At 72.5% G+C, this 3,307-nt stretch carries 1 protein-coding gene; it reads right to left on the reverse strand.

Going from position 1 to position 3,307, the window contains the following annotated elements; genetic code table 11:
* Positions 1-3,277, reverse strand: a 3,277-nt coding sequence (locus VFO68_RS06975) for an acyltransferase domain-containing protein (RefSeq protein WP_325157340.1), incomplete at its 3' end; no start/stop codon positions are given.
* Between the last annotated feature and the right edge of the window lie 30 nt (positions 3,278-3,307).

A 3,307-nucleotide genomic window follows, 5' to 3' on the forward strand; every position in this document is an offset into this window, starting at 1 on the left:
GATCCGCCACATCACACGCGGCCACCGTCACCCGCGCACCCAACCCGGCCAACTCATCACGCAACTCCACCGCACCCTCAGCGGCCAGACCACGACGACTGGTCAACACCAGATCGCGCACCCCGTGCTCGGCCACCAGATGCCGCGCCAACAACCCACCCAGCACACCCGTCCCCCCCGTGACCAACACCGCACCACCACCAAGCGGACGCGGCCTCCGCAACACGATCTTGCCCACCTGCCGGGCCTGACTCAGACACCGAAACGCCTCCACCGCCCGGGTGATGTGCCACGTGGAGATCGGTGACAGCTCAACCGCCGCGCTGCCGAACAGGACCAGCAGTTCGTCGAACAGGTCGCCGAGCCGGTCACCGGCCGCGGTGATGAGGTCGAAGGCCTGGTACCGCACCCCGGGGTGGGCCTGCGCGACCTGTTCGGGGTCGCGGATGTCGGTCTTGCCGATCTCGACGAACCGGCCGCCATCCGACAGCAACCGCAGCGACGCCTCGAGCAGGTCGCCGGTCAGGCAGTTGAGCACCACGTCCACACCGCGACCGCCGGTCGCCGCCAGGAACCGCTGCTCGAACTCCACCGTTCGCGACGAGGCGATGTGATCATCGTCCAAACCCAACGCCCGCAACGTATCCCACTTACCGGCACTGGCCGTGCCGAACACCTCCGCACCCAGATACCGAGCCAACTGCACCGCCGCGATCCCCACCCCACCAGCAGCCGCATGCACCAGCACCCGGTCGCCCGGGCCGACCCCGGCCACTTCCTTCAGGCCGTACCAGGCGGTCAGGAACGTGACCGGCACCGAGGCCGCCTGCTCGAACGTCCACTGCTCCGGAATCCGCCGCAGCACCCGGTGATCCGCGACGGTGACCGGGCCGAACGGCTCGTACACGATGCCGAAGACGCGGTCGCCGGGGGCCAGGCCGGTGACGCCGGAGCCCACCTCCGTCACCACACCGGCGGCCTCGCCGCCGGTCGTGGTGTCGGAGAAGATGCCGAGGGCGAGCAACGGATCCCGGAAGTTGAGGCCGGCGGCCCGGACCTGGATCCGGACCTCGCCGGCCGCCAAGGGTTCGAGCACCTGCGGGTAGGCGACCAGCTCGATCCGGTCCAGGGTGCCCTTGTTCTGGGCGTCCAGCCGCCAGACCGGTTCGCCGGGCGGGGGGACCAGCACCCCGTCGGACCCGGCCCGGGTGAGCCGGGGCACCAGCACCTGCCCGGCCCGCACGGCGACCTGCGACTCGCCGGCCAGCGCCGCGACCGGCGCCGGATCGGCATCGAGGTCGAGCAGGGTGAACCGGTGCGGGTGCTCGGTCTGCGCGGTGCGGACCAGGCCCCAGACGGCGGCGTGGGCGAGATCGACGTCGTCGTCGGGGTTGGTGGCCACAGCGTCGCGGGTGGCCAGGACCAGCCGCGCGGTGCCGAACTGGTCGGCGGCCAGCCAGGTCTGGATCAGTTCCAGGACCTGCCCGGTAAGCTCGCGCACCCCGGCCGCCGTGGGCAGGGCGTGCACCACCAGGTCCGGTATGTCACCGGAACCGGCCAGTGCGGCCAGGTCCGGATAGGACGGCGCGTTCAGGCCCAGGGTGTCCGCGCCGAGCACGGCGAGGCTGCCCGGGCCGGCGGCCTCGTCTACCGCGACTGGTGTCCACTGCAGACTCAACAGTGACTGCGCCGTCACGGTGGTCGCCGGGCGGAGCACCTGCGAGCCCAGCGGCCGGACGTTCAGCCCGGTGATGGACGCCACCGGCGCCCCGGTGGTGTCGGCGAGGTGGACCGCGATGGTGTCCTCCCCGACCGGACGCAGCCGCACGCGCACCGTGGTCGCGCCGGTGGCCGTGATGGAGACCCCGGTCCAGCTGAACGGCAGCCGCACCTTCAGGTCGGCCCGGTCGGCGGCGAGCAGCGCGTGCAGCGCGGCGTCGAGCAGGGCCGGGTGCAGCGCGAACCGCCCGGCGTCCCCGGCCACGGTCTCGGGCAGGGCCGCCTCGGCGAGGATGTCGGCGCCGTGCCGCCAGACCCGCCGCAGTCCTTGGAAGGTGGGGCCGTAGCCGAATCCGGCGGCCGCCAGCTCTGCGTAGACGTCGTCCAGCGCGACCGGTTCGGCGCCGGCCGGCGGCCACTCGGCCATCTCGGTGCGCGCCGCGGGCGGCCCGGCGGGGGCGAGCGTGCCGGTGGCGTGCCGGGTCCAGGCGATCTCGGCCGGCGCGCCCTGGTCGCGGCTGTAGATGCTCACCGGTCGCCGCTCGTCGTCCTGCGCGCCGCCGACGACGACCTGCAGGTCCAGCCCACCGTTGCCGGGCAGTAACACCGGCGCCGCGAGGGTCAGTTCCTCCAGCAGGTCGCAGCCGACCCGCTCGCCGGCCTGCACGGCCAGTTCCACCAACGCCGCACCGGGCACCAGAACCGTGCCGTTGACGGCGTGATCGGCAAGCCATGCCTGGGTTCCGAGCGCGACGCGCCCGGTGAGCACCACGCCGCCGGTGTCCGGCAGGTCCAGCACCGCGCCCAGCAACGGGTGCTCGACCCGCGTCTGGCCCAGCCCGGCGGCGTCCGTCGCGCCACCGGCCAGCCAGTAGTGCTCGTGCTGGAAGGCATAGGTCGGCAGGTCCACCTGAGCGGCGCCGGCGAACATGCCGGCCCAGTCCACCGCGACGCCGTGGCACCAGGCCTGGCCGACCGAGGCGATCATCCGGTCCAATCCGCCGTCGTCGCGGCGCAGCGTGCCCACCACCGCGGCGTCCACCCCGGCCTGCTCGATCCCGTCCTGGATGCTGGTCGTCAGCACCGGATGCGGTCCCACCTCGATGAAGTGCGCGAACCCGGCACCCAGCAACTCCTGCACCGTGTCGGCGAAGCGCACCGTGGAGCGCAGGTTCTGGTACCAGTACCCGGCATCCAGTTCCGCGGTGTCCAGCGCCGCCCCGGTCACCGTGGAGTAGAACGCGGTCTGACCCTGGACCGGCGCGATTCCCTCCAGCCCGGCCAGAATCTCGGCTTGGACTCGCTCGATCTGGGCGGAGTGCGAGGCGTAGTCCACATCGATGCGCCTGGCCCGCACACCACCGGCGGCACACTCGGCCAGCAACCGGTCCAACTCCGCCACACCACCGGAAACCACCACCGTGCCCGGACCATTGACCGCCGCCACACTCACACCCTCGCCGAGCAGTTCCTCCACCCGCTCCACCGGCGCCGACACCGACACCATCCCCCCCAAACCCGACAACGCCGCAATCGCCTTACTGCGCAACGCCACCACGCGCGCACCATCAGCGACGCTCAACCCCCC

Origin of the sequence: Actinophytocola sp., assembly GCF_035712165.1 — a bacterium.
In the GTDB taxonomy this organism is placed as follows: domain Bacteria; phylum Actinomycetota; class Actinomycetes; order Mycobacteriales; family Pseudonocardiaceae; genus DASYTH01.